At 60.8% G+C, this 25,698-nt stretch carries 21 protein-coding genes; 6 read left to right on the forward strand and 15 right to left on the reverse strand.

The window, feature by feature from the left end; translation table 11 throughout:
• Positions 1–22: 22 nt before the first annotated feature.
• The 6 genes from IF189_RS13115 to IF189_RS13140 form a co-directional block, all read right to left on the reverse strand.
• On the reverse strand, positions 23–943 hold the full coding sequence (locus tag IF189_RS13115; RefSeq protein WP_134826710.1) for a GNAT family N-acetyltransferase: 921 nt from the start codon (positions 941–943) through the stop codon (positions 23–25).
• Positions 943–2,232, reverse strand: a complete 1,290-nt coding sequence (locus IF189_RS13120; RefSeq protein WP_192553467.1) for a phenylacetate--CoA ligase family protein — start codon at positions 2,230–2,232, stop codon at positions 943–945. The genes IF189_RS13115 and IF189_RS13120 overlap by 1 nt, the downstream gene beginning before the upstream one ends.
• Positions 2,216–4,666, reverse strand: a complete 2,451-nt coding sequence (locus tag IF189_RS13125) for an acyl-CoA reductase (protein ID WP_134826712.1) — start codon at positions 4,664–4,666, stop codon at positions 2,216–2,218. Before IF189_RS13125 ends, IF189_RS13120 begins: the two co-directional genes overlap by 17 nt.
• Before the next feature lies 1 nt (position 4,667).
• Positions 4,668–5,798, reverse strand: a complete 1,131-nt coding sequence (locus IF189_RS13130; protein ID WP_192553468.1) for an acyl-protein synthase — start codon at positions 5,796–5,798, stop codon at positions 4,668–4,670.
• 12 nt (positions 5,799–5,810) lie between these two features.
• Positions 5,811–7,064: an MFS transporter gene (locus tag IF189_RS13135; protein ID WP_134826714.1), complete on the reverse strand. Its 1,254-nt coding sequence runs from the start codon at positions 7,062–7,064 to the stop codon at positions 5,811–5,813.
• 263 nt (positions 7,065–7,327) lie between these two features.
• Complete coding sequence (locus IF189_RS13140; protein ID WP_167443772.1) at positions 7,328–7,465, reverse strand: hypothetical protein; 138 nt, start codon at positions 7,463–7,465, stop codon at positions 7,328–7,330.
• 157 nt (positions 7,466–7,622) lie between these two features.
• Here IF189_RS13140 and IF189_RS13145 point away from each other — a divergent pair, with 157 nt between their 5' ends.
• The gene (locus IF189_RS13145) at positions 7,623–7,811 is read left to right on the forward strand and encodes a hypothetical protein (protein WP_085708192.1); all 189 of its coding nucleotides are present in this window, start codon (positions 7,623–7,625) and stop codon (positions 7,809–7,811) included.
• 18 nt (positions 7,812–7,829) lie between these two features.
• On the opposite strand, the gene IF189_RS13150 is transcribed toward IF189_RS13145, so the two are convergent.
• Entirely contained in the window at positions 7,830–8,207 is a 378-nt protein-coding gene (locus tag IF189_RS13150) for a fe2+ zn2+ uptake regulation protein (protein WP_134826715.1), read from the reverse strand.
• Positions 8,208–8,505: 298 nt separating this feature from the next.
• On the opposite strand from IF189_RS13150, the gene IF189_RS13155 reads away from it, so the two are divergent.
• Positions 8,506–10,848: an acylase gene (locus IF189_RS13155; protein ID WP_134826716.1), complete on the forward strand. Its 2,343-nt coding sequence runs from the start codon at positions 8,506–8,508 to the stop codon at positions 10,846–10,848.
• Positions 10,849–10,905: 57 nt separating this feature from the next.
• On the opposite strand, the gene IF189_RS13160 is transcribed toward IF189_RS13155, so the two are convergent.
• Together IF189_RS13160 and IF189_RS13165 are read right to left on the reverse strand one after the other, a co-directional pair.
• The gene (locus tag IF189_RS13160) at positions 10,906–11,907 is read right to left on the reverse strand and encodes a FecR family protein (RefSeq protein WP_134826717.1); all 1,002 of its coding nucleotides are present in this window, start codon (positions 11,905–11,907) and stop codon (positions 10,906–10,908) included.
• A gap of 238 nt (positions 11,908–12,145) precedes the next feature.
• A complete protein-coding gene (locus IF189_RS13165; RefSeq protein ID WP_192553469.1) occupies positions 12,146–16,927 on the reverse strand; it encodes a dermonecrotic toxin domain-containing protein in 4,782 nt (1,593 codons plus the stop codon).
• A gap of 207 nt (positions 16,928–17,134) precedes the next feature.
• On the opposite strand from IF189_RS13165, the gene IF189_RS13170 reads away from it, so the two are divergent.
• Entirely contained in the window at positions 17,135–18,166 is a 1,032-nt protein-coding gene (locus IF189_RS13170) for an Ldh family oxidoreductase (protein ID WP_134826719.1), read from the forward strand.
• A gap of 55 nt (positions 18,167–18,221) precedes the next feature.
• Here the strand turns inward: IF189_RS13170 and IF189_RS13175 are convergent, their stop codons facing one another.
• Complete coding sequence (locus IF189_RS13175) at positions 18,222–18,539, reverse strand: DUF883 family protein (RefSeq protein ID WP_016982860.1); 318 nt, start codon at positions 18,537–18,539, stop codon at positions 18,222–18,224.
• Positions 18,540–18,692: 153 nt separating this feature from the next.
• Between IF189_RS13175 and IF189_RS13180 the strand changes: the two genes are divergently transcribed.
• Complete coding sequence (locus IF189_RS13180; protein ID WP_007957535.1) at positions 18,693–18,947, forward strand: hypothetical protein; 255 nt, start codon at positions 18,693–18,695, stop codon at positions 18,945–18,947.
• Here the strand turns inward: IF189_RS13180 and IF189_RS13185 are convergent, their stop codons facing one another.
• Positions 18,948–19,862 (reverse strand): LysR family transcriptional regulator, encoded by a 915-nt coding sequence (locus IF189_RS13185; RefSeq protein ID WP_134826720.1) that lies wholly within the window; start codon positions 19,860–19,862, stop codon positions 18,948–18,950.
• Positions 19,863–19,946: 84 nt separating this feature from the next.
• On the opposite strand from IF189_RS13185, the gene IF189_RS13190 reads away from it, so the two are divergent.
• A complete protein-coding gene (locus IF189_RS13190; RefSeq protein WP_192553470.1) occupies positions 19,947–20,870 on the forward strand; it encodes a carbon-nitrogen hydrolase family protein in 924 nt (307 codons plus the stop codon).
• Here the strand turns inward: IF189_RS13190 and IF189_RS13195 are convergent.
• The 4 genes from IF189_RS13195 to IF189_RS13210 all read right to left on the reverse strand — a co-directional run bounded on the left by IF189_RS13195 (position 20,860) and on the right by IF189_RS13210 (position 24,476).
• Complete coding sequence (locus tag IF189_RS13195; RefSeq protein WP_192553471.1) at positions 20,860–21,414, reverse strand: GNAT family N-acetyltransferase; 555 nt, start codon at positions 21,412–21,414, stop codon at positions 20,860–20,862. The two genes, IF189_RS13190 and IF189_RS13195, sit on opposite strands and share 11 nt — an antisense overlap.
• Positions 21,415–21,467: 53 nt before the next feature.
• The gene (locus tag IF189_RS13200; protein WP_192553472.1) at positions 21,468–21,941 is read right to left on the reverse strand and encodes an LEA type 2 family protein; all 474 of its coding nucleotides are present in this window, start codon (positions 21,939–21,941) and stop codon (positions 21,468–21,470) included.
• 69 nt (positions 21,942–22,010) lie between these two features.
• Positions 22,011–23,477 carry a nucleobase:cation symporter-2 family protein gene (locus IF189_RS13205; RefSeq protein WP_134826724.1) on the reverse strand — a complete coding sequence of 489 codons (1,467 nt, stop codon included), beginning with the start codon at positions 23,475–23,477 and terminating at the stop codon, positions 22,011–22,013.
• 99 nt (positions 23,478–23,576) lie between these two features.
• Positions 23,577–24,476, reverse strand: a complete 900-nt coding sequence (locus IF189_RS13210; RefSeq protein WP_134826725.1) for a LysR family transcriptional regulator — start codon at positions 24,474–24,476, stop codon at positions 23,577–23,579.
• 99 nt (positions 24,477–24,575) lie between these two features.
• Here IF189_RS13210 and IF189_RS13215 point away from each other — a divergent pair, with 99 nt between their 5' ends.
• Complete coding sequence (locus tag IF189_RS13215) at positions 24,576–25,667, forward strand: polyamine ABC transporter substrate-binding protein (RefSeq protein WP_134826726.1); 1,092 nt, start codon at positions 24,576–24,578, stop codon at positions 25,665–25,667.
• Positions 25,668–25,698: the final 31 nt, after the last annotated feature.

Raw genomic sequence — 25,698 nt, forward strand, 5'->3', positions numbered from 1 at the left:
CCCCCGACAAGGGGGCTTGTCGTTATTGCGCCACGCTCGCTGTTTTCCCTTGCAGGTCATCGTGCAGCCGCTGCATGTGCGGGCAAATCAATGTCAGCGAGGGAGGTTTTGCGCCGCGATGAAACAACGCCAGCCATCCTGCTCCTCGTTCATCCGGCGCCAGTCCGGTGAACACGAAGCCTGCCGTCGTCAGCGCGTGCAACGCGCTATCAAACCCCTTCGCCAGCCTCAGCCGGATTGAAATGAGCCAATGCGCCGGCAGTTCCTGCAACTGCTTGAGCAAACAGCCATCCAGTGCCCTGAAAGTCCCTTCATAACGACCCCACCGCTGTTCAAGATGTACCGGATCGCCCACCCATGGCGCAGCCTTTTCCTGTGTCCCGAACACACTGCACATCTGCAGCATGAAGTCCCGACAGCTGTCGGGCCATGCCAGTGCCGGTAGCGGCCGCCGGTGTCCATCAATGGGCAGGTAACCGATGACGAGCGACTCCCGTGCCGAGGCGTCATGCGGAGACGGGACACCGTCGGGCAGCCATCCCGTATTGTGAAAGCCGAGGCCGGCTGCCATGCGCTGGGTGTAGGGGTGACAGGTCACCTGTCTGATCGTCACGCCCCGGCATCCCAGCGTCCGGGCATCGATCAACAGCTGGCGCCCCAGCCGGGTGGCAACATTCTGGCCACGGGTTTCGGAGGCAACCACGCTGAGCGCCAGTTCGGCGACAGGCGAATCGTTGGCGCGAAGCAATGTCGCGTTCCCCAACACTTGATCTCCGGTCACCGCCACCCGTGAATGCCAATGACCTTGCGCATGGTTGCGGTCAATCATGCAGGGCAGATAGACGTGGGCCTGGGCGTAGAGGTCGCCATAGATCTCGCGAAACAGCTTACTCACGGCTTTCGCGTCGCAGTTGCGGTAGTTTCGCAGCGTTACGCTTTCCATCAGCGAAGCTCTCCACGGTGATTGTCGTAGACCCGCTGGTCCAGGACGCGCTGGCGCTTTCCGGAGCGTGGGTGGCGTGACAGGTCTTGAACCGTGCAACAGTCGATCCGTAAATCCAGCAGATGATCGGCGTTCAATTGCGAGATCAACGGATAGCGCTCGATCAACGCGCTGCGCAGCATCCGCTCTGATTCCGCCGAAGCGGGTCGCACGGCATCCGGAGCCCATCTCAGGGTCAGGATGTCTTTAGTCCCGGTCTGCTCGATCACCAGTTGCCAGTCGTCACTGCCAGTGATGCGTTGCACGGCATTGCCAATTTCATCAGGCAGTAACGTCAGAATCCCCACCCGGACTCGCTGGCTGTCGGAGCAGCGGCCCATCAATGCGAATTTGCGTGCGGGGGTTTGCTCAACCTCTCGCCAGCAGGCGCGGTCGCCGACCGGGTAGCGAATCAACGGCATCAACCGCCGGGTGAGATTGGTCATCACCAGGCGTCCGGTGCGATCGCATTCCTCGATCACTTCGCCGGTCTGCTCGTCGAGGATTTCCAGCACGCTGTGGCCCTGGGGCATTCGATGTTCACCCAATGCACAGTCGGGATGACTGGCGCCGATGAAGCCGGCGTCGACACTGGCGTAACCCATGGAGGCAACGAGTACGTTGGGGAACACCCGACCGAGCAGTTGCAACTGCGCCGGGAACAGGCTTTCACCTGCGTAGAGCAGGGATTCGACGCATTCCAGCCGCCGTTCCTGGCGCTCCAGCCATGCGGCAAAGGACAGCAAATGCGCGGGTAAACCTGCCAGCGCATTGATCCGGTGCCGGAAAATCGCCTCTGCCAGGACGGCCGGATCGACGTGGCCGGTGAAAGGAAACTCCACGATGCCCGGCTGTACATGGGCCAGGGCGTCGTGTGTGAAGATGAAACTGGCGTACAGATCACCGACGAAAAACAGGTTGGCGACCCGGTCGCCCTTGTTCAACCGACCCTTGAGGCTGCCTGCGAAATCTTCCACCAGCGTTTGCCATTCACGGCGCTCGAAAACCGACAATTTGCCATCGCCGGTCGTCCCGCCGGTCTTGAAGACCAATGCGTTATCCAGGCCTGCGGTCAGCACCGGCCAGTGGTCGAGGTCGTGGCTGCCTTTCCAGTAGTGCGCAGGCTCAATGACCGGCAGTTCGGAGAGCGACGTTATCTGCTCGGGCACCTCGCTGAAGTGGCTGGCGTAAAAACTTGAATGCTGACGCGCAAAAGCCACCAGCTCTTGCCAATCAGTTACTGGATTCATGATGTGCTCCTTGCAGAACGGAGGACGCGCGAACTCTCCGGTTATCGATCAGCAGCGGCGTCTTGCCGCTGTGTTTGTTTCGGGTGAAACCGTCGATGGCGCACATTTGTGCCTCTACCGTCAGCAGCCCGGTCTGCACGAGGGTGGCAAGCGTCGGGTAGCCCAGCAATCGTTCATGTACCTCGTGGGGGTCGAGCGCACTTCGGACTTTCATGCATTCGAGCCCGTCGGGGGCATGTTCGAGGATCACCTGGAATTCGCTCTGCAGGTGCTGCGCCAGCTGCGACAGACAGATGAAATCGGTGCCGATGCGCACCAGCCTGCCGTGGCGCTGAAGCAGTTCGAAACGAGGTGTCGTCAGGCCGCAGCCACACTGTCCGGGCACCCAGCGGCCGCTGTCGCCGACGTCATAACGCTGCACGTTCTGACCTTGCCGTTCGATGGACGTGAACACCAGGCGGCCGGTCTCGGTGTCATGGACAGGACGATCGGCCTCGAACGCGACAATTTCCAGGTGCTGGATATCGCTCAAAAGATGAAACACACCGTCGTGTGTGGCTGCGCACGCATGGCCGAGCGGGCCGGCATCGACACTGCCGAAGATCGCCGAGCGGATCAGGCTGACACCGCAATCCTGCAGCAACTGGCGGCTCTGTTCGCCGAGGTGCTCGCCGCCCAGAAATATTTTTTCGACCCCGCCATAGGCGCGCAGGCACGTTTGTTCGTTGAGGAACAAGCGATGCAAGGTGCTCGGCATGCCGATCAGCGTGTTGACCTGCTGATCGACGATCAATTGCGAAATCTCCCGGTAATCATCATCGGCCGGGGCGCCCATCGGCAGGTGCGTGACGTCCAGTTGCTCCAGTACTTTGGAGAAGCTGAAAAAGCCGCCATACAGACCGCCGCTGAAAAACAGGTTCATCACCCGGTCCCGACTCGGATCCAGACCGGCGGCGAACAGACCGTCGGCCGTAGCGCGCATCTGCCGGTGGAAGTCGCGATAACTGAAACCCGAGAGCGCTGGTACACCGCTGCTGCCACCGGAGCGGAAATACAGCTGGGCTGAAGGGTTGATCGGCCGTGCAATGAAATCTTCCTTGCTCATGATCGGCAGGTTCGTCACACAGGGCGCAATGGCTAAGTCGTCGAGCGAAGCACGGGAGGGCAGTTGTGTCGGCGACAGGCTTACCGAGACTCGCCGGCTCAGGCGCTGCAAGGCATAGACACCGTCATGGGGTTCGCCTTCGTAGCCATCGTGAATTGCCGCAATGGGGGTAATCCGGGTGACACCGGCGGCGATAAGGTTCCGTGAAAGCGCTGCAATCCGCTGTTCCGGGCAGATCAGGGCGCAGCTTTGCAGCACGTTTCGCCATGGCAGTAACGTCTCGACCAACCGTGCGTGCGGCAGGGGCTTGAGCAGCAGGCTGCGAAACAACGGTGAAGGCTGCAATTGCGGGTCGTGGGTCCAGATCACCCGCCAGCCCGGTGTTGCCCAGACCTCGCCAGCCACCTCGGTAAAACTGTGTGTGAGCCGGGCCATGGCCGTATCGGTGGTGATTTGCGAGGCTTCCTGAAGGGTTGGCGGCAATGGCGGCCATTGCCCCGCACGGCGTTCGAATGCTTCGCACAGGCGTAAACCGATTTCGCGCAGTACGGCCGGGTCGTCGCTATCCACCAGCAACCATTGCGGGCTGGAGCAGGCTTGCTGATCGAGTCGGCAGACTTCATCCACCACGTCATCCAGTATCTGTGGCGAGACGGCGTCCGGGGTCAGATAAACGAAGCTGATGCGATGCCCCCAATCGATCCAGCGGCACCCGGCGGGAATCTGCTCACGGATCGCTTGCAGCGCCGATTCACCACCCCAGGCCGAGACGCCGTTGGCCCATCGGCACAACTGGCCGATTTGCGCGGTGGTTGCTGGAACGACAGCGACGTGCCCGGCCAGTTGGCCGCTGGGGTCGCATTGCGTCAGCGCATGGAGCAATTGCGCGGTCAGGCCGTCGTCGCTGCTGCTGGGGCGCAGCCAGTTGACGTTGCCGGCCAGCAGGCTCTCGATCACCGCGCAGAACGCCAGCAGTGCCGCGTTGCCGGGAGTGATGTGAACCACCAGGCCCAAGGGGCTCCAGCGCTCGAAGCGCGGTTGGCGATAATCGGGGCGGCGCAGCGCAGCGGGTTGATCGCCCAGCTCACGTTCGAGTTTGCGCAATAGCCCTTGCGGCTGGCAGAACTCGATCAGCGACTGGCGTTGTGCGGCGTCGAGTGGCAGAGCCAGAGTGCTGTCGCCCAGCCGGGCGGCAAACGTGGCCGCCGCATGAATGACCGTCTCGCTGTGCAGGGGCCGGTTCAGGTGTAATGGCAGCGTCTGACGCAGTTGATCCAGCGCGGCATCAAGGCTGAATTCATCGTGAAGGTGTCCATTGATCAAGTACATATCAGTGCCTCCCCAGCAGTTCGGAAGCCGCCATGGCGCAGCTTCTGCCGGCGGTAGTGGCGGCACGGCCATGCAGTTCGAACCAGTCGCTGTCCAGACTGCAGCCGCAGCTCGCGCCGGGGTGCAGGGTGACGAGGTCGCTCATGACGACGGCATGGGCCGGGCTTGAAGAAATGTAGGGCGAGACCGCACTCAGCAGCCCCGGCCGGCCGTAAGGCAGAACGGAGAAATCGGAAGGGTTGCGCACAAACACCTTTGAATAGACGGGGACATGGAAATGATGGTGAGCGCATTCGAGGTAAGGCACTGGATGTTCGACCGCGCCGTAGCCGTCGCGGCATCGGGACAGATCGATCCCGAGTTGGCGATGGATACGCGCGTACAAATGCTGGCGAGGGATTTCCTGCGCCGCACTGGTTTTCCAGCCGCCGCCAAACAGCACCAGCGAATTCGCTGCCAATTGCAGGTTCGCCACTCCGGTGGCCTGCATGCGTTGCAGGGTCTGCCAGAGAAACGCCGGGAAACCGATGATCCGCACCGGCAGGCCTTCTTCGGCAAATGACTGAAAGGCCGAGATGACGCCGAAGCCGTCGAACTCGTGGCCGCCTCCGGTTCGTCGCAATGCGTAGGCCACGCGGTTGACCGGCGCGAAACGGCACAGGAACTGATCGGTGAACGACGTACCCAGGGTGATGCTGGCTTCGGGCTCGTAGCTCAGCAGCAAGTAGTTGCACGGCGTCTGCGGACTGTCCCAGCCGTAGTGGTGGAAAATTCGTTCGACCATATATTGCGCGGCCCCCAGGCTGCGCTCGTCATAGCGCATTCGGCTTTTCTGGCCGCTGGTGCCGGACGATGTCAGTTCCAGTGCGTCTGCGCCGGTCGGGCTGAGCAGTTGTTGCTGTTTGAAAAAACTGGCGAAGATCGGCGGCAGTCGCGACCAGTCGTCGAGGCTGTCCAGCTCTGCCACGGTCAGTCCGTTGGTGTTCAACCAGTGTTCATACCCGGGGGTGTGTTCACTGTGAAACCGGCTGATTTCGGCCATGGCCCGATCGAAAAGCCCTGCCGGCACCGACTCCGGACAATAGGGTTGCGTCAACGCACAGAGTGCGTCGCTATGGGGGAAGTCGAACATCAGGCGTCCTTGTTATTGTTGTGGCGAGGAAGCGGTTTCTGCCGAGGCGATTCGTAGAAACCGGTAGAGGAGGGGCAGACTCAGCAGCCCGCCTACGGCCGCCCAGAGGGCGAAGGATTCGAGGCGGGCACCGCCGCCGATGGCCGCGATGAGTGAACCGCCGGTGCCCATCATGGCAATCGAGATCATGCCCACGGCTGCCGAGACCAGCCCCTTGCTGTCATCGCTGGAAAACAGCGCCAGTCGATACAGCACGGCATTGCTCATGCCCAGGCCGACGGCATAGAGCACGAGGCCGGCAATCAGCACACCGAGGGATACGCCGATCAGCGCGCCAGCCAGCAAGATCAGCAACCCGAGGCAAAACGGCCAGAGCGCGAGGCGAATCAATTGCGGCAGCTTGCGCGAGGCCAGCAACCGGTCAAGGAGCAGATTGCCGACGATGACTGCCGAAAAGATGGGGATCTGCCACAACGCGTACTCTCGCGTCGACAAGCCGAGCCACTCGATCAGCAACAGTGGCGCGAGGCCGATCCAGGCGATCAACGGCAGGCTCATCAACCCGAGCGCAAGGCTCGCTCCAAGGAACTCTGGGTTGCGCAGCAGCGCCAGGTAGCGACGACGGGTCTCTCGCCAGGACAGCGGAACGGGAGCCTGTTGGCCGCCATCGCGGCGAACCACTCCGATGGTTTCCGGCAGGCAGGTATAGAGCCCGATCCACGCGGTGGCAGCAGCCAGCCCCAGGGCAAGAAACAGATCGCGCCAGTTCATCCACTCCAGCAACAGGCTGCCGAGCAGCGGCCCCAGCAACGGTGACAGCAGTGCGATATTGCCGAGTAACGCCATAAGCCGCACGGCATCGGCTTCAGAGAAGACTTCCTGGAGCACGGGATAACTGACAGCCACCACGAACCCCAGGCCCATGCCTTGCAGCAGCCGTAACACGTTGAAGACTTCAATGCGCGGGGTGACGATCGCTGCAGCGCAGGTCACTGCGAAGAGCGCGCAGCCGACGAGCAACACAGGGCGACGGCCAAACCGGTCGGACAGTGGCCCGATCAGCCACTGCAGGCAGACGCCTCCGATCAGATAAAGATTGAAGGCGTTGGGGATGTGGCGAGGATCGGCACCGAGGTCCTCAATGACGATGAGCATGGCCGGCATCACCAGGTCACTGGCCATATAAGTCAATGCTTCGAACAGTGAAATGGCCAGGCAAAAGCCAAGGGTCTGTAGCGGGGGGATATCGATGAGCGTTCTTTGCATGCGCTTCCATGGCCTTCAAAGGGGAGAGCGCAAAGGGTAGGGGCGAGGGGTGACGTGTTCCTAGGTCATTGCTGCGACGTTGTATGTCGCAGGTTTGCAGGATATTGCCGAAGGCAGATTACTTGCTGATGCTGGCGAAAATTCCGACATTTTGAGGGCGGGATCTACGGAAAATGCCCACATCCTCGTGGGCATTTTTCACAGGTATTTAATCAAATGTTGCATTTGAAGAGACGATTGTCAGTGCTCTTGCGATGTCGGATTTACCGATGTTGGTAGTAACCAGGGCCTCCGCCGTAGTAGCGATGATCGCCATGCCAGCCGCCGTGGGGGAAAATGATGCAGCCGCTCAGTGTGAGCAGTGCCAGAACTGGAATCAGCCAGGTGATTCGACGCAGCATTTCAAAAGTCCTCATGGTTAACGCCGTATGGAGTCAAAACTCTTCATCGGCTGTAACATGTGACCTCGTTTGCAGCGGCGCATCCCCGTGACACGGTATGCCCATGGCATGAAAGCCGATACAAACCCGATACATTTCAAAGTTTCAGGAATTCGCAATGACTCAGTCGCAACGTTTGAAATACTCGATTCTGATCGCCCTTACCGTACTGGCGATCATGTTCGGTCTGTCCTGGTTGCAGAATGCCGGGATGATCAGCCAAAAAGTGTTCCAGTACATCGCCATTGGCGTGGCGGTGGTCGTGGTGGTGATCAACGGTGTGATGCGCCGCAAGGTCAAACCCTGACGGCGCTCCAGAAGGGAGTCAATCGCTGTTGAGGACGGCGGCAGCCTGTGGATGCAGGCTGTAGCTCTTGTCGGCATTGAAGGTGATCACACCTTCGGCGCACAGGCGCTTCAAGACTTCGCGTACGCTGAGAAAGGACAGCGGAATGCCCAGTTCCAGCAATTGGCTGTGGACACCGCGCACACCCAGGCTGCGCTCGCTCTGGGCGGCGACCAGCAGGGCATCGATGACTTTCAGGCGAATCAGGCTGGTGCGCAGGCCGAAGCTCTTGAGCAGCAGGCGAATACGTTCATTGCCGTGGCGCTCGACTCGTGGTCCGAATACGCCGGCGTGCGAACCCATGGAAGCTCCTTGTGGTGCCTGGCTACCGTCCGATGGTAGTTGCGGGATGTACATGCGATTTCTCCTTTTCAGAGCCTGATCAGGAAGGGTTATGGGTGCTCTCTCTAAACAAGACGTATCAGCCCGACAAATCATGAAGCGAAAAATGTAGAAAATTTGTCGATGATTCGTCTTTTCTCCGTGATCCGGGCTTTAAACGGTCTGGTAATCCCCTAAATTTTTTTTCATCGGTTTCGTTTCCCGGTCAGGCTCATTGCGCGTGGACGCGTGGGTGATTTCAGGGCGGAGCTGCAGCGCATGGCTTTTCGATCACGGCGCACTCCGCTCTCAGGCATTTCGATCAGGAGCGAGCGTGATTATTTCCAGGCAGTTAACCAAGCTGACCCTTGCCGGCATGTTTCTCGGGCTGAGTCTGTCGGCTCAGGCGTTCAGTCCTTCCACCCAGGCCGGGGCAGACATTCGTCGCACGGGATTTGGCGTGCCGCATATCCGCGCTGAAAACGAACGCGGACTCGGATTCGGCATCGGTTACGCCTATGCGCAGGACAATCTGTGCCTGCTGGCCAACGAGATCGTCACGGTCAATGGTGAGCGGTCGCGCTACTTCGGGCCGGATCAGTTGACGGTCGAAGAGCGCGAGAACCGCGTCAGTGACGTTTTCTTTCAATGGCTCAATACCCCTCAAGCAGTCAGCGCCTTCTGGCAGGCGCAGCCGGTCGAAGTGCGTGATCTGGTGGAAGGTTATGCCGCCGGCTACAACCGATATCTGTCCGAGCGTCGCCAGCAAGGGCTGCCGCAGCAGTGCCAGGGCGAATGGGTGCGCGATATCGCAGCCGAGGATCTGGTGAAGCTGACGCGCCGGTTACTGGTCGAGGGCGGTGTCGGTCAGTTCGCCGAGGCACTGGCCGGCGCCACACCGCCGCAAGCCACTGCGCAAAACCCAAGTCACGCTCGCGCCTATGACCTGGCTGCCACGCGCCTGCAACGTTTTGCCCTGGACCGCGGCAGCAACGCGGTGGCCGTGGGCAGCGAACGTTCCTTCAACGGACGTGGAATGTTGCTGGCGAACCCGCATTTTCCGTGGGTCGGTGGCATGCGTTTCTATCAGATGCACCTGACCATTCCCGGCAAACTGGACGTGATGGGCGCGGCGCTGCCGGGTCTGCCGATGATCAACATCGGTTTCAACCAGCACCTGGCCTGGACCCACACTGTTGACTCGTCCAAGCACTTCACCCTGTATCGCCTGCAACTCGATCCGAAGGACCCGACCCGTTACCTGCTCGATGGCCAATCGTTGCCGTTGAACAAGCAGACGGTGACAGTGCAGGTCAAACAGGCGGACGGACAGGTCACATCGGTATCGCGGGATATCTACAGCTCGCAGTTCGGCCCGATCGTGCAGTGGCCGGGCAAGCTCGACTGGGACAACCAGTACGCCTACAGCCTGCGCGATGCCAATCTCGACAATGATCGTGTGCTGACGCAGTGGTACTCGATGAACCGCGCCGCCAATCTCAAGGACCTGCAGGATTCGGTGCACAAGATCCAGGGCATTCCGTGGGTCAACACCCTGGCGGTGGATGCCCAGGGGCAGACGCTGTACATGAACCTGTCGGTGGTGCCGAACGTCAGCGCCGACAAACTGGCCAAGTGCAGCGATCCGCGTATCGGCCTGCAAATGATCGTCCTCGACGGCTCCAACAGCGCCTGCGCCTGGGACATCGATCCGCAGGCGGCGCAGCAGGGCATTTACGCGTCGAGCCAGTTGCCGCAATTGCTGCGCAAGGATTTCGTCCAGCACTCCAACGATTCGGCCTGGCTGGCCAACCCGGCGCAACCGCTGACCGGTTTCTCGCCGCTGATCAGTCAGGAAGGCCAGCCACTGGGGCTGCGCTCGCGTTTTGCGCTGGATCGTCTGGCGACCCTGAGCAAAAAAGGTTCGGTGTCGGTGCAGGACCTGCAGCACATGGTGATGGATGATCAGGTGTTTCTCGCCGGTCAGGTGCTGCCGGACCTGCTGAAATTCTGCGCATCGCCAACCGGCGGTGACGCCGCATTGAAATCGGTGTGCAGCGTTCTCAAGGCCTGGGACGGTCGGGCGAACCTGGATTCGGGCATGGGCCTGGTGCATTTCCAGAACATCATGCAGGCCTTGCAGAAATCGCCGGCAATCTGGCGTGTGGCGTTCGATCCGAAGGACGCGCAGCACACCCCGCGCGAACTGGCGACTGAAAAGCCCGAAGTGGCAAAGGCTTTGCGCGAAGCGATGCTGGCGTCAGCCGAGTCGGTCGGCAAGATGGGCCTGACTGCACAAACCCGTTGGGGCGATGTTCAGGTGGTCAGCAGTGGTGGTCAGCAGACGCCGATCCATGGCGGCCCGGGTACGCTGGGTATCTACAACGCGATCCAGAGCGTGCCGCGTGAGGACGGCAAACTCGAAGTGGTCAGCGGGACGAGTTATCTGCAGGTGGTAACGTTCGACGACAAGGGGCCGCACGCTCAGGGCCTGCTTGCGTTCTCGCTGTCCAGCGATCCGGCGTCGAAGTACTCGCGGGATCAGACCGAAGCCTTCTCGAAGAAACAGTGGAGTGCACTGCCTTTCACCGAACAGCAGATCAAGGCCGATCCGCAGTATCAGGTGCAAAGCGTGCGTGAAGAACTGGACAAGACAGGGAAGGTAGCAGCGCAGTAATCAGTCGTCACGATGTCGCAACACGCACTGAAGGCCGCTCCCGCAAAGGGGCGGCCTTCAGCTTTTTGGCGGTTGCTGCGGTATCGGATTGATCACCGGGTTGCCGTCCTGGTTGCGGGTGATGAACACCGGCAGGACTTTGGGCATCGAGCCGGCGAAGCTGTTCAGCTCCTTGATGTTGTAGATGCCGCCGACCCGGATCGACCCCGTGGCGCTGTCGGCCAGCATCAGCGGTTTGTCCAGGTAACGGTTGATCAGTGGCAGGGCTTCGTTCAACGCCAGGTTGTCGAGGATCAGCTTGCCGCTGCGCCAGGCCAGCGAGGTATCGCTGGCGTAGGTCTGGCTGATTTGCGGCATGTAGTCGCCGTGCTTGTAGCGAGCCTGCATCGAAGGCCCCAGACGCAGGCCGTCACCGGACAACTGAGTGTTGCTGGTGACCAGCACGGAACCCTCGACCAGATTGACCTTCACCTGATCTTCATACATCCAGACGTTGAACCGGGTACCGGTGACGCGAATTCTGCCTTCAGCCGCCTTCACGATGAACGGGTGGCTCAGGTCGTGGCTGACTTCAAAGAACGCCTCGCCCTTTTTCAGGGTGACGCGGCGCTCGTCCTTGTAATTGCTGAAGGTCAGATCGGTATTGAGGTTCAGCTCGACCTGGCTGCCATCGCTCAAGGTGACGTGGCGGACGTTGTCGGTGGCCGCGAAATGCTGATAACTGTTGGGTAGCCAGCCAAGGTTCCATCCGGTCCAGGCCGCCAGTGGCAGCGCCAGCGCGCAAACGGAGGCGGCTACCGCATATTGACGCCAGGTCCGGGCCGCTGGGTGGATCGGTACGATCACCGCTGGCTCCGGGCGCGGCAGGTGTTCGGCGACATCCCAGATTTCCAGCATGGCCTCGTATTCGAACGCGTGCAGCGGATGCGCGTCGCGCCATTGCTCGAATGCCAGCCGTTCCTCGGCGGTGCAATCGACGGCGTGCAGGCGCATGCACCAATGCGCAGCGGCATCGGTGATCGCATCGTATTCGGCTTCGGAGAGGGTGTTCTGGGTCATTGACTCGTCCTGATTTGCTGCATTCTAACCTTGACGGGAAGGTGGCGAGAACCGCCGTCATGGCGATTTCCTATCAATGGAGCCGGTTTCCCCCGCCATACCTCCCGAAAACAGGATTTATTGAGTGCAGTATTCATAAACCGAGTGAAAAAATGATCAAAAGCGCACAGTTCGCATTTGCAGTGGCCAGAGGCTGTTCTCAAGGAATGCGCGGGCATCGGGTCCGCGCCTTTCCATTTCAAGGGGACTGAACCGGATCCAGCTGTCGGCCGATTTCGCAGATCAGGCGGGCGATGGAGTCCGCATTGCGCAGAATGACGTCGATTCGCACGTCCGGATTCTGCTGATCGAGAAAGGCGTTGCGAGCTTCCTGCATGGTGTCGCTTCCCGTCAGCTTGAGAACCTCCTCACTGATGAGCTGCATGTCCGGGATGTTGTCGATACTGACCCAGGACTTGAGTGTCGTATTCCATTCCGCGAACAGTTGTGCTCGGGGAGTGCTTAGTGACAATGCAGACGTCTGATCGAACTCCAGCTCCTGAAACAGCAGCGCACCGGCGGGGGTGATGGTCGAGATCAGGTCGGCGAATGGCTCCCGGGCTCTTAACGAGACAATATCCAGCGCCTTGCTGTACTGGTGGGAAAACTCGTGAATGAGCGTCGAGGCCTGCGCATGGCCATCGACATCGAACGCCTCCAGCAGATGGTTTTTGAACTGCCCCAGCTGCTGGTCGAAAAAGTGCTCGGTGAAATGCACCAGTTTTTTCTCGTCGCCGTCCAATACGAATGCAATCACATCATGCATGAACCGGTTCGAGCCGACGATGAAGCGATCGGTATTGAGCAATTCATCTGCAGGATCCACCAGTGCCCGGCAGATCGGCAGGATCGTGGTGCTGATCTTGGCGAGAGTCGTCGTGGTGACGTGAGGCACATCAAAAAAACTCTCCAGGAAACGGCTCACCCGGGGATTGTCAGTGCCGTGACTGAGCGGTGTCAGATTGTGCAGGCAGTAGAAGGCGTAGCGCCGCGCAAGGTCGATGGCGTTTACCAGCATCCTGGCCTTGTCTGGATACTTCAGACGGATTTCGTCCATCCCGCGAGCCTCGATGTTCAGCATCGTACGGCGCAGTCGGGAAATGTTGTTGCGCTCAGCCAGCTTTCGGAAGGCCTGGCCGTAGTGGACGGTTTGAAGAGTCGGGCTCTGCACCATGGCCAGACCGCTTTTCTGAAACCGGAAACTGTGTTTTCCGGCACCCGTCAATTGCCAGGATGAATCGTGTTTTGTGACCTGGTAGACCTTGCCATGGATGGCTGCATAGTCGCGATGGGTGTCGGGCTGGTGATAGGTCCCCGTTGTCGAACCGTATACAAGATCCTTGAGCGCGAGGTCAGTGATCTCGAATGACTGCATCAGGGTGCGTACGGGCGAGGTCGGTTCGATTTCGCTGATGTCGGGTGTCGTGATTTCTCTCGTTTCCTGCTCGACAGACTCTGCCTCGGCCGAGATTTCCGGCAACAGCGCTACCTGTACCATCTGTGCGCCACCGTTGATAAAGGATTGCAGCGCCCGTTTCCAGTGATGTCCCTGCAAGGCTTCGGACGAGTCTTTCATGTCGTCGTAGGCGCGCCAGAGAAACGGCACAAAAGCCAGTTTGCCCTGCAGTGTTGCCGAGACCTGTTTGATCACTTGGCTGAACAGGGTCTTGGCGGTTTCCCAGTCTGACTGCGCTCCGCGCTCGTGCTGTGATTCAAGCTGTTGCTGCAAAAGCTTGAGGTTATCGTTGTACAACTGCTCCAGCAGGTTGCCTTCGATCGGCCGGCTGGCCAGCGTCATCTCGCTGGTCTGGCCAGCGGTGGCCGCCAGCAGGCTGCGAAAGACGGCCTGTCGTCCGGCAGGCAAACGCCGAAGCAACAGATTCTGGAGAGGTCCGGGCGTGTTCAGGGCCGCGATCAGTGTTTCTTCGTCCTTGAATTCGTGAAACACCTGTTCGGCATACGGTGCGTAAAGCACCAATGGCCCCACGTGTCTCTGACCCGGAGCAAAAACGTAAAGGCCCAAAGCGGTTTCTGCTTTCGCGCCCGCCGTCTTGACCAGTGCCAACGGGCTGACGACCACGTGAGCGCCGGGCACGGTGGCGCGGGCGTATCCATCGGGCATGTCGAGCCCCTGGCACACTTGCGCATAGGCGGCGGCAGACAGGTGCTGCTGCAGGTACAAAGCATGAGCGTGCTGCATCAATTGCCAGGGGATCTGGCGAAAAAAGCGTTGTTTGCGCTCGCGACTCTCCACCGTCTCCGTCGAGAGCGCGGCCGCGATCTTGCGACCATAGGTCGTCGGAATCTCCAGCGACAGCAGCAATTGATCGACGGCTCTGCGATCCAGGCCGGGCGGCAACGTTTCGGAGTTTTTCGATACCACTCTGTATCCCGTGCCCTGGAGTACGTTGGCGTGATTCAGGGCAAACTCGACCAGGTCGCGGGGCGGGCCTGCGAGTGCCAGATTGGGAATGATCTCGATCTGTCGGGGATCGAGATGTTCGTTTGGAAAACGAAGGCCGAGTGCAGTTTTCAATGCTTGTTCGACATGCTCGGCCAGCGGCGTAACACCTGTCAGGTAATCCTTGTCGTCGATGACACTCTGATTCCACCGCTCAAGCAGTTCGACGTGCCGTTTCTGGTCTTTGACCGGGGCCATGCTCAGCCACGCAGGAAACGTCTGTTGGTTCTCGATGGCCCTGGCATGCTCGCAAGCGAGACGCAGGTTGGTCTGGGGCGGCATCCTGCGCAGTGTTGTCAGTGCCTTTTCCCGTCTGGCTCCGTCATCGATGCGCTGACGCACCTGTTCGCAACGTGCCAGATAGTGCTCGATGCCCGATTGCATACGCTCATGCAACACGTTGCGATGGATGATGTGCAACCGTCCAAGGGTATAGCGTTGATGAGGCTGGTACTGATCGGGAACGATATTCTCCAGCAGTGACAGACGTTGAACGTCGTCGAGCAACCGCCGGCTCAGTGTCTGCCGGGCAATGGCGACGCTCTCGAATGCCTCCAGCCCCAAGGCTGGTGTCCATAGCACGGTACGTCCGGAGTGTTGGGGGTCGAGGCCTCCGCGCTCGGTCATGAGTATGCAATGGGCCAGGCGCCAGACCGTTCTGCCGTCGGGAGACTCGAGCGTCAGGACATAGGCATCGGGTCGGAAACCTTGGAGCCCCGGACGTTCCATGCGGCTCGGCCGGTCGGCGTTGATGACGGTTTCGACGACCGCTTGTGCCCATGCAGGCAAGCTGCCGCTCGATGCCCTGAGCCGGGCTTCGCCGTTCACGCCGACGAACCAGGCGTGGGCCAGATCCGCTTTCATGGTCTCGAGCCAGGCGCGCTGGGTCGCCCGGGTCGTCATGGGTTGATTGTCGAGACTTTCCAGAAGTGGAGCCTCCACGGCCTGGAACGTCTTGATCGCGGCGCGGGCCTTGTCGGCCAGGAGCAGTGAAGGCTGCTGACTGCCGGACCAGACCGGTTGCGTGCTCCAGCGTCCCTGCGCGTCGAGTTGTTGCAAGCGCTCGTGAATCATCGAGCGGATATCCAGGCTCTTGTCGAACAGCGCGTGGAGGTTCACCGCTCCGTCACTCAGACGAAACACTTGCAGGGCATATTCGATGTTCTGACGTTGCTTGCTGATGATCGATCCGCACAGGAAGCGGAACACTTCGCCGGCTACCCGGTCTCCCGAAACCTGAGGCTGATCGAAGCCCAGGAAGCGGCTGCGCTCGTCCAGGCTGAGCAGAGCATAGAGTTCGTCTTCGTGACCCTCGGCGATGAACTTGTCCCGCAGGGTCGCTTTCAGGTCCTGGTAGTCCTTGAGCTGCTGCAAACCCTGAGACGGCGTGTAGAGAAATGCATCGGCGCCACTGATCATCAGCGAACCCGCCAGCTCCACATAGTTGGCCGGATTTTCCCAGAGACGTACGGTCTCGGCGATGGGGACAGGACGACCATCGGCAACCGGTCGAAACAGCTTGTGCAGCATGTCGAACTGGATTGCATCGAGGATTCCGGCTTCGCGCTTGAGCATCCAGTCGACACGGGCCTGGTCTTCCAGCACCCTGGCGAGAAATGTGCGGCGCGTCGATCCAAGGGCCGCCGCGCTGTCCCAGTAGTGTTCCAGTTGCCGGAACAGCAGAGCCGGCAACATGCCGGACGCCTGGATGACGGCATTTCTCCACTGTTCCTGATCGTGCGCGCCCTGCGTTCTGCCGGGATGGGAAAACTCCGGCAGGCGAGCACTCGGCCAGCGCTGGTGTCGGTAGTGCAGCAGCACCGCGTCACTCAGACTCAGAATGTCGGCCCTGGGGACGTCTTCAGTGGCGGCCTGATTGCTTTCTCCGTCGTGGACCTTGTAAACGCTGACCCGGGTGCTGCTTTGTTGCAATGCCCCGAAGTGAGGCTTGAGCAGTTCATCCAGCGCGCTGTCCAGCAGCTGGGTGAGGGTCGGTAGCTTCTTGAGTTCATCGAGCATGGCCTGGGCGTTGAGTATGGGACCTTGCCTGAGGGTGGAATCACGATCCTCGAACACATCCTCCTCAATGATCGAAAACGTCACCGAAATGCGCTCGGCGTCCTGTAGTCGTCGCTGCTGGGCCAGCGGTAGAAAAGCCAGCAAGGTGTCCTGGTCGTCGATTGTTCTGAGGCGTGCTTCGAGCTGTGCCCTCAGGTTGGCGCGATTGTGAAATTTGCGGATGCCGTCGTACGGGGTGTAGAGGATCTGACCCTTGTCGTACGGGGTTTCACTCAGAACGAATGCGCCCGGCAGTGTGACGGGGATCTGGCTGTCGGCTGTGAGCAGAATACGTTCGGCCGACATCGGCGGTCTCTGCTGGCGCCGTAATCTATCGGACGCCAGCCGGACATCGGCCAGCCAGCGGAAATCCTTGTCTTCAAGGCCATGGATTCTGCCCAGTTCGGGCCACAGCCCCGGGGAGTCCAGGGCTTCTGGGAACAGCAAGGCGGGTGTGAGCATCTCAAGTCTCGAAAAGTGTGCGTGGGCACGTGAATGGCGAGACGTAAGGCTAGGGACCGGGGAGCCTTCGCAGGTGGTATATGAATATTGCCTGGAAGTTTCACCACAGACATTGCAGGGTTGACAGGCCACCGGCTGCCCGTGGTTAATCCGGATGCGTCAGTTCGTACGCTGTTGTTCCCTCCAATAATTATTCTGGAGCTTCAGATGTCTGCGCCACACGATCATGCGGTCTCGTCCACGGTGTCCCTGGACGAGCTGACTCAATTGCTGGAAACGATCTTCATCCGTCACGGCACCTCAGCCGAGGTGGCCGCAACGCTTGCCGCCAATTGCGCCAACGCCGAGCGGGACGGTGCCCACAGTCATGGGGTTTTCCGGATTCCCGGTTATGTCTCGACCCTCAACAGCGGCTGGGTCAACGGCAAGGCCGTGCCAAAGGTCGAGGACGTCGCATCAGGGTTTGTCAGTGTCGATGCCGGTAACGGTTTCGCCCAGCCTGCACTGGCGGCGGCGCGTCCGCTGCTTGTGGAAAAGGCCCGCAGTGCCGGGATCGCGATATTGGCGATCCGCAATTCCCATCACTTTGCCGCACTGTGGCCGGACGTCGAGCCGTTCGCCGACGAAGGCCTGGTGGCGCTGAGCGTGGTCAACAGCATGACCTGCGTGGTGCCGCACGGTGCCGACCGACCCCTGTTCGGCACCAACCCGATCGCCTTCGCCGCGCCTCGGGCCGACGGGGCACCGATCGTGTTCGACCTGGCCACCAGCGCCATCGCCCACGGCGACGTGCAGATCGCCGCACGCAAAGGCGAGAAGTTGCCGGCGGGCATGGGCGTAGACAGCCTCGGCCAGCCGACCTGCGATCCGAAAGCGATTCTCGAGGGCGGCGCCTTGCTGCCGTTTGGCGGACACAAGGGTTCGGCGCTGTCGATGATGGTGGAGCTGCTCGCCGCTGCGCTGACCGGAGGCAATTTCTCGTTCGAGTTCGACTGGAAGAACCACCCCGGGGCCAAGACCCCGTGGACCGGTCAGTTGCTGATCGTGATCGACCCGAGCAAGACCGCCGGGCAGAGTTTTGCCGAACGCAGTCAGGAACTGGTCAGGCAGATGCACGGGGCAGGGCTCAAGCGTCTGCCGGGTGATCGGCGGCATTTGCAGCGGGCCCGATCATTGGCCGAGGGCATTGTGCTGGACCAGCAGACCCTGGCGCAGTTGCGTGAACTGGCGGGCGAATGACAGTTGAGCGGACATGAAAAAGGCGAGCCCGATGGCTCGCCTTTTTTGTTCTCGCTCAGCGGCGGCCGAGCAACAGACCGACCACCAGACCGAAGCCGGCGGAGATCGCCACAGTCTGCCATGGGTGGCCGCCGATATAGCTTTCGGTAGCATCCACCGCCGGTTTGGTGCGGTCACGCACGCTGGACACAGAATCCAGTGCCTGCTGCAGTTTCAGGGCGATTTGTCCGCGCAGGGTTTCCGCTTCCTCGCCGACCAGTGAGGCACTGCTTTTGAGCAGTTTGTCCGACTCTTCGATCAGAGCCTGAAGTTCGCTGAACGCTTGATCCTTGATTTGGTCTTCAGCGGCTTGAACGGCGCTTTTGCGGGCCATTGGGTGACTCCTTGCAGGTGAATGGACAGTGAACAATGGAGTGTGGCGCTGCTTGAAAAGTTGCAGTGAATTTCCGTCAGGAAGAAAAACCAGCGCCGGAGATTTCCGTCCAGCGTGTAAGATGTCGCCATTTCATGCAGCAGGTAATTCCCCATGAGTTTCAATCTGGCCGACAAATCCCTCGCAGAGCGCGCTGCGCTGGAAGACGAGAAATCCCGACTGTTCGAACTCTGGCAGAACAATCTGGGCAAAGCCAAGGGCGAAGCCGCACGATTGTTCGGCGAGCGCTCCAAGCGCAAGGGCAAATGGGCCGAATTCGTTCGCGCCGAACTGGACGGCATGTCGCCGCCTGAGTTCGCCAACATGGTGCGCAGTGAAGTCAACCGGTTGATGGCGGCCAACAAGTAATCATTCGGTCTTGAAACTGGCGACAATCGCTTCGCGCACTTTCAGCACCACCGGATCGATCTGGGGATTGGTACGCCAGCCCAGTTCGACCGGATAGCGCGGCAAGGCCAGCGGGCAGGGCAGCAGGGCCAGCCCGCTCAGTGACGCAATGACCTGCGCCGCGTGGGTCGGGATGGTCGCCACAGCGCTACTGCCCTTGAGCAGATGCGGCAACGCCGCGAAATGCGTGGTCGAAGCGCACACCCGGCGACTCAAACCGAGCGCCGCCAGCCCCTCATCGGTGATCCCGATAAAACCGCCCGACGACACCAGAATGTGTTCCCGGGTGACGAACTCCTCCAGACCGATCTGCTGCTGGCCGGGCGCAAGGCTCGCCGGATCCATCAGGCACGCGTAACCCCCTTCACCCAACACCTGACGGCTGAGCAGCCGCTCGGCGAACCCGCCAGCGGTGATCGCCAGGTCGATGCTGCGCTCCATCAGGGCCCGGGCGACGATCTGGCTGTGGGTCTGGCGGAAGATCAGCCGCAGCTTCGGCGCGCGCCGCCCGATTTCTTCGATCAGACGCCGCCCGTAGGCGATTTCGAAATCATCCGACAGCCCGACACTGACCGAGCGACCGTCGTACTGATTGGCCGCCGGATCGACCATCGTCAGGCTCTGCCGGCACTTGTTCAGGGCATCGCTGACCACAGGCTTCAGCTGATTGGCCTTGAGCGTGGGCGCCAACCCTCGACCAGTGCGCACGAACAATTGATCGCCGTACACCTCACGCAACCGGCGCAACGCGGCGCTGACTGCCGATTGCGTCACACCCAGACGCAACGCCGCACGGCTGGCACTGGACTCTTCATGCAGCGCTTCAAAGACTTTCAGCAGGTTCAGGTCGACAGTTGCGATATTCATATGGTTCATATCATTCAGCAGTGAGTCGGGCTTTATTCATGATCCCGTGGCGCCGGAGAATGAGCAACACCTGAACTTCACGGAGTGACCGCCATGCCAAAATCAATCGTTGCCGCCCTGCAGATCGGTGCCTTGCCCGGTGGCAAGGGTGAAACCCTGGAACAGATCCTGAGCTGGGAAGGCGCAATCATCGAGTCCGGTGCCGCGTTGGTCGTGATGCCCGAAGCACTGCTCGGCGGTTATCCGAAAGGCGAGGGCTTCGGCACGCAACTGGGTTATCGCTTGCCCGAAGGGCGCGAGGCCTACGCCCGTTACTTCGCCAACGCCATCGACGTGCCGGGCGTGGAAACCGAAGCGTTGGCCGGACTGTCGGCGCGCACCGGGGCCAATCTGGTAATCGGCGTGATCGAACGGGCCGGCAGCACCCTGCATTGCACCGCCCTGTATTTCGACCCGCAGGCAGGCCTGGTGGCCAAACACCGCAAACTCATGCCCACCGGCACCGAGCGGCTGATCTGGGGCAAGGGCGACGGTTCGACCCTGCCGGTGCTCGACACTCAGGTCGGCAAACTCGGCGCGGTGATCTGCTGGGAAAACATGATGCCGCTGCTGCGCACGGCGATGTACGCCAAGGGCATTGAGGTCTGGTGCGCGCCGACCGTGGATGAGCGCGAGATGTGGCAAGTCAGCATGCGCCACATCGCCCATGAAGGGCGCTGCTTTGTGGTCAGCGCCTGTCAGGTGCAGGCCTCGCCGAATGAGTTGGGCGTGGAGATTGCCAACTGGCCGGGGGATCGACCACTGATCGCCGGTGGCAGTGTGATCGTTGGTCCGATGGGCGATGTGCTGGCCGGGCCGCTTCGGGGCGAGGCCGGATTGCTCACCGCCGAGATCGACACCGATGAACTGGTGCGGGCCCGCTATGACTACGACGTGGTTGGCCACTATGCACGGCCGGATGTGTTCGAATTGAGCGTGGACGAGCGCGCCAAACCCGGTGTGCGCTTCACCGCTTGAGGCGCTGCTGTTGCCACTCCTCACGGGTGATTTCCCAGATTTCCCGTGGGAAGCGGCCGCTGACGAAGTCATCCTCGTCGGTGCGGATCAAGCGCATGCCAGTGCGTTCCGAGAGCTTTCGCGAGCCAATATTCGGTGCGGCCTTCGGCACGCGCATCAGCGGTTGATCGAGGGTTTCGAACCAGTAGCGGGTCACGGCTTCGCTGGCCTCGGTCATCAGGCCCTGGCCCTGCCAGGCCGGGGCCAGCCAGAACCCGCGATGGTTATCCGGCTCGTCCATCAGGCTGATGTTGCCGATCAATTGCTCGGGTGCCGATTTGAGACGAATCGTCCAGTGCCACTCTTTGCCCGCCGCGATCGCCGGCAGCGCAATGTCGCGCAGGTAGGTGAGGGCGCCATCGTCCGGATAGGGCCAGGGCACCAAAGCGTTCAGGTAACGCACCACTTCCCAATGAGGAAATTGCTGCTGGATGGCCTCGGCGTCCGCCAGCTCCAGCGGGCGCAGAATCAGCCGTTCGGTGTACAGCGTGGGCGTGTCTTCCATAAACCTGCGACTTCCATGTTTTCTGACCGTGAGCGCTGCAGGCTACCGCATCTTTACCAGGTTGCGGCACTGGCCTTGGGCAGACTGAGCTTGCCGCTGTCGACAAAACGCATGGTGCCAAACACACCGCCCGCCAGTTTGCCGCGCAGCACATAAGGCAGGTTGTCCAGGGTTTGGGTCTGGCTCAGGCCGAGGGTCTGGCGCAACACCGAGAATGCCGAAATGCTCACCGGGACGCTGACGATGGTTTCGGAGAACCGGGGAATGGAACCGCTTTGATCGCTGACACCGGACGCGAACGAATGCCCGTTTACGTCAAGGTCCAGCGCGATGCCGTTGTAGTCGATGGCGGTTTCATTGGGGTTCTGCACCCGCAGCTTGATCGCGAAGCGCACTTCCAGATCCTGGCTCGGCAGCGGTTCGACGCCGACCACGTTGATGTTCACCGGGTCGCGGTTGGGAAACAGCGCACAAGCGCTGAGGGAGAGCAGAAGCAGGGACAGGATGACGGCTTGGATATGACGCATTGATGCTCTCTCATTGAAAAAGGGCTGAACCGTTGCCGGTATCAGCCCTTTTTCATCGAGCGGACAGGATCAACGGTTCAACTGTGCGACAGCGACCGGGGAGGCAGGTTCACCTTTGGCCGGCATGTCGGGGTTTTCCATGACCTGAAGGATAGAGGCTTCCGGGTCGAAATCATCCTCTTCCAGTTCGATGAACTCTTCCGGCAGGAAGATGTTCAACACGATCGCACACAGCGCGCCAACGGTGATCGGCGATTCGAAAATATTGCGCAGCGCCTGTGGCAGTTCGCGCAGCACTTCCGGCACGGCGGCGATGCCCAGGCCCATGCCGACCGAAATCGCCACGATCAGCATGTTGCGCCGATGCAGGCCGGCCTCGGCGAGGATCTTGATCCCCGCCACGGCGACGGTGCCGAACATCACCAGCTCGGCGCCGCCGAGCACCGGTTTCGGCATCAGTTGCAGCACCGCGCCGATCATCGGGAACAGGCCCAGCAGCACCAGCAGACCGGCAATGAAGAACGCCACGTAACGGCTGGCCACGCCGGTGAGCTGAATCACCCCGTTGTTCTGGGCGAAGGTCACCATCGGCATGCTGTTGAACACCGCAGCCATCGCCGAGTTGAGGCCGTCGGCCAGCAGCCCGGACTTGATGCGGCGGATGTACAACGGGCCCTTGACCGGTTGCCGGGAAATCATCGAGTTGGCGGTCAGGTCACCGGCGGCTTCCAACGGCGACACCAGGAAAATCACCGCCACCGGCACGAACGCCACCCAGTCGAAGTTGAAACCGTACTTGAACGGCACCGGGACGCTCACCACCGGCACTTCGGGCAGGTTGGCGAAATCTACGGTGCCCATCAGCCACGCCACCACGTAGCCGAGGGTCAGGCCGATGACGATCGCGCCCAGGCGCAGGAACGGCACGTCGACCCGGTTCAACACCACGATGGTGCCCAGCACCAGCGCCGCCAGGAACACATGGCTGCCCGCGCCCAGATCCGCCGCGCCGAAGCCGCCGGCAATGTCGGTCATTGCTACTTTGATCAGCGAAAGGCCCATCAGCGTAATGATGGTGCCGGTCACCACCGGGGTGATCAGCATGCGCAGCTTGCCGATGAACTGGCTCAGCACCACTTCGATGAACGCGGCAAAGAAACAAACACCGAAGATCGTCGACAGGATTTCATCGGTGCCGCCGCCCCGGGCCTTGACCATGAAGCCGGCGCTGAGAATCACGCTGATAAAGGAAAAACTGGTGCCTTGCAGACACAGCAGCCCCGAGCCGACCGGGCCGAAACGCTTGGCCTGAACGAAGGTGCCGAGGCCGGACACGAACAGCGCCATGCTGATCAGGTACGGGATTTCGCTTTGCAGGCCGAGGGCGCCGCCCATGATCAGGGTCGGGGTGATGATGCCGACGAAGCTGGCCAATACGTGTTGCAGCGCGGCAAACACCGTCGCGGTGAAGTGCGGACGGTCGTTGAGACCGTAGATGAGATCGTTGTTGCGCGGGGCTTTTTCAGAGACGGTCATGGTGGTTTGCGTGCCGCAATGCGGGGCCGGGTCGGAAAATGGGTGCGCAGGATGCCGCAAGCGAGGGGCGAGGGCAACGCATTAAAACTGCCCAAAAGGTCAGGTTCGACCAAAGGCTGACAGCAGATCTTCTTCAAACGCCTTCTGTGCATCCCCCGGCACCTGTGCCCGATGGCGAGCCAGATGGAACGCCACTTCGAAGCTCAGCTCGCCTTCCAGCACCGGACGCAGCAGCCCTTTGTCCTGCCATTGGCGGGCGTAATGGCTGGGCAGATAACCGAGATGTTTACCGGACAGGATGAAGGCGAGGGTGCCTTCGACCTGTTCCGAACGTGCCGAGCAGACCTTGCCCTGAAACGGTTCGTCACTGCGCAGAAAACGGTACGGATGATCGACCCGGTCACACGCCTGCAACGCCGCTTCATCGGGGGCATCGTTGGTGAACAGCGGATGGCCGGGCGCGCAATACAGATGCTGGGTTTCGCTGAACAATTCGCGGTAATCAAAGGCGCTCTGCACTTGGGAGAAGTAACCGATGGCCAGGTCCAGCCGCTGTTGCAGCAGCAGACGCTCCATTTCGCCGGGCATGGCGCTGATCAGCTCGATCCGCACCGATTCGTCCCGCTCGCGAAAGCGCCGGATCGCCTCGGCCACCCGTTGCAGCACTGATTGATCGACCGCTTCCGACAGGCCCAGCCGCACTTCGCCGATCAAGCGCCCGGCGACGCCGTTGGATTGATGGCGGAAGGTTTCAATGGAATCGAACAGGCTGCGCGCAGCAATCAGCAATTGCTCGCCTTTGGGAGTGAGGCTGAAACCACCCTTGCCACGGTTGCACACCCGATAGCCGAGACGGGTTTCCAGCTTGGCCATTTGCTGGCTGATGCTCGACTGGCTCAGCCCCAGCTCACCTTGGGCGGCGCTGAAACCGTTGGACTCGACCACGCCGAGAAACAGGCGCAGCAGCTGCAAATCGACATCGTGGAGCTGACTGAGCATTACATTACTCCGGCATAAAGTCAGGTTAACAAACTTGATATTTTTGCAATGTATCCGACGGCGCATCCTGCCACCACTTCCTCCGGTCAGGTGTACGTCATGGCTCCCTTGTTCAAGTTGTGTTTGCCCGCGCTGTTGCTCTCCGTCTCCATCGCCGCCCAGGCCGAGGACAAGACGCTCAATCTTTACAGCTGGGCCGATTACGTAGCGCCGGAAACCCTGCAGCGCTTCGAAAAAGAATCCGGCATTCACGTGCGCTACGACACCTTCGATACCTCCGAGGTGCTGGAAACCAAGTTGCTTACCGGCGGCAGCGGCTACGACGTGGTGGTGCCGTCGTCCAGTGTGCTGGCCCGCGGGTTGGCCGCCGGTGCCTTGAAGGAAATCCCTCACGACGGGCTCAAGGGTTACGCCAATCTCGATCCGGACCTGCTGGAAAAACTGGCGGCGGTCGATCCCGGTAATCGCTACGGCGTGCCCTACACCTGGGGCACGCTCGGTCTGGGCATGAATGTCGAGGCAGTCAAGCAACGCCTGCCGGACGTGCCGCTCAACAGCCTCGATCTGCTGTTCAAGCCCGAATACGCCAGCAAGCTCAAGGATTGCGGGATCGCGATTCTCGATTCGCCGCAGGAAGTGATCGGCCTGGCGCTGCACTACCTCGGCAAGGACCCCTACAGCACCGACAAGACCGATCTGGCCGCCGCCGAAGCCTTGTTGCAGAAGTTGCAGCCCTCGGTGCTCTACGTCGCCACGGGCCGGCAGATCAGTGATCTGGCCAACGGCAGCGTATGCCTGGCGCTGACCTACAACGGTGACGCGAGCATGGCCGCCGATCAGGCGCGCAAAGCCAACAAGCCGTTCGAGGTCGCCTATCGGATCCCGAAAGAAGGCACGCTGGTGTGGCAGGACAACCTTGCCATCCCCAAAGACGCGCCGCACCCCGAGGCCGCGCGAACCTTCATCGAATTCATGTTGCGCCCCGAATCCGTGGCGGCGCTGACCAACACACTGTTCTTCGCCACCGCCAACCAGGCCGCGACGCCGCTGGTGGACGAAGCGGTGCGCAACGACCCGGACATTTACCCGAAACCCGAAGTGCGCGAGCGCTTGTACGCCGACCGCAGCATGAGCCTCAAGGACATGCGTCAGCGCACGCGCCTGTGGACCACTTTCCGTAGCCATCAATAACCCTGGATAAATACCCAAAAGGAGCACATCG

It is taken from the genome of Pseudomonas sp. IzPS59 (genome assembly GCF_014863505.1).
Taxonomy (GTDB): Bacteria; Pseudomonadota; Gammaproteobacteria; order Pseudomonadales; family Pseudomonadaceae; genus Aquipseudomonas; species Aquipseudomonas kribbensis.